The 1,833-nt window shown below is 49.7% G+C and carries 2 protein-coding genes; both read left to right on the top strand.

Annotated features, from left to right (window positions below; translation table 11 throughout):
• A partial coding sequence (gene tnpB, locus C6Y40_RS25640; RefSeq protein WP_205664817.1) for an IS66 family insertion sequence element accessory protein TnpB occupies positions 1-166 on the top strand: 166 nt, incomplete at its 5' end.
• 23 nt (positions 167-189) lie between these two features.
• Positions 190-1,746: an IS66 family transposase gene (tnpC, locus tag C6Y40_RS23710; protein ID WP_105936863.1), complete on the top strand. Its 1,557-nt coding sequence runs from the start codon at positions 190-192 to the stop codon at positions 1,744-1,746.
• Positions 1,747-1,833: the final 87 nt, after the last annotated feature.

Here is a 1,833-nt window from a genome sequence, read left to right as displayed (position 1 = left end):
TTACTACCAGGGCGGTTATTGTTTGTGGAGTAAACGGTTAGAAAAAGGCACCTTCGCCAAAGTCACTGACGGTACAGCAAAAACACCATTAAACAGTGCTCAGTTACAGTGTTTGATTGATGGCATTTACTGGCAAAAAGACAAACAAAACAGGCGATTTAATTGACTGATTTTGTTATAATTTACGCCATGAAAACGTCCTCAGACAATCCCTCAAAAGATGCACAAATTGCGGCTTTATCCGATGAAGTTGCACAATTAAAGCATCAACTTGACTGGCTTAAACGCCAGTTGTTCGGGCGTAAGTCTGAAAAGGTGTTAGCGGATAATCCGGCGCAGAGCAGTTTGTTTGATGAGGGGGAAGCCCTCACCTTACCGGCAGAAACAAAACCGGTGAAGGCACATACTCGTTCCTCACAAAAGCAACGTCGCGACTCGGATGTCAATGATGAAGGCCTGCGTTTTGATGAGACGGTGCCTCAGCTGATTATTGATGTGCCTGCGCCTGAGTTACAGGGGGCGGATGCCGACCAGTATGATGTCGTGGATATCAAAGAAACCCGTCGCTTAGCACAACAGCCCGGCAGTTATGTGGTACTGGTGTATCGTCGTCAGGTCGTGCGTCATAAAACCACGCAAACCCTTAAGGATACCCCAGCCCCCATCAATGTACTGGAAGGCTGTTACTGCGATGTCTCACTACTCGCTGGGCTGATGGTGGATAAAGCGGTATATCACTTACCGCTTCACCGCCAACATCAACGCATGCTTGATAGCGGTATCACCCTTAGCCGGGCTACCTTAATCAACTGGATACAACAAGGCATTGAGCTGCTTCGGCCCATTGCCAAAGCCCAGTGGCAACACATCCTGCAAAGTAACATACTGGCCATGGATGAAGTGCCCATTAAAGCCGGGCGCACCAAAGGCGCGGGTCGAAAACCCGGACACATGAAACAAACTTACTTTTGGCCGATGTACGGTGACAGTGATGAAGTGGCCTTTACCTGGAGTCACAGCCGAGGCATGTTGCATGCCAAAGCACAGTTACAGGACTTTACCGGTACCTTGCTGACCGACGGCTATGCTGCTTATACCAAAACTGTTGAGCAGATAAACCAACAAGAACAACAGATTGTGCACGCTGCCTGCTGGGTACACATGCGCAGAGGCTTTGAAAAAGCCCTCGACAGTGAGCCGCAAGCCGCACAGCAGGCACTGGATATTATCGCTGCGCTCTACCGGCATGAAAAACACATCCGGGATAAACAATCAGACCTGGCCGATATCCATTCTTACCGGCAACAACACAGCGAACCACTCGTGACTGACTTCTTCCGGTGGGTCTACCAACAACGACAGCGCACTGATTTACTACCCAAATCCCCCTTCGCCAAGGCGCTTCACTATGCGCATGAGCGAGAAAGCCAACTCAAGGTGTTCCTGAGTAACCCCGCGTTACCCATGGACACCAATCATCTCGAACGGGCACTGCGGGTTATTCCCATGGGCAGAAAAAACTATTTGTTCTGTTGGTCTGAACTCGGAGCTGAACAACTGGGCATATTACAAAGCCTGATGGTGACCTGCCGCCTGCAAGGCGTGAATCCCTACCACTACCTCGTGGATGTATTGCAGCGTGTAGCACTGCATCCGGCCAAAGACGTACTCGACCTGACGCCAAGAGTCTGGAAAGAGAGATTCACGGACAAAAAATTAACGAGCGACTTAGATAAAATGGGGTGATCCGGGTCTATATTGATCGCTTACTTATCGCCAGCGCATGCAAATAGAAGAAGGCTTTCGGGATATGAAAAGCACGCGCTTTGGTCT

The sequence above is a fragment of the Marisediminitalea alba genome (assembly GCF_002993365.1).
In the GTDB taxonomy this organism is placed as follows: Bacteria; Pseudomonadota; Gammaproteobacteria; order Enterobacterales; family Alteromonadaceae; genus Alteromonas; species Alteromonas alba.
The sequence above is the reverse complement of the archived record's forward strand: the minus strand, read 5'-3'. Positions and strand labels throughout refer to the sequence as shown.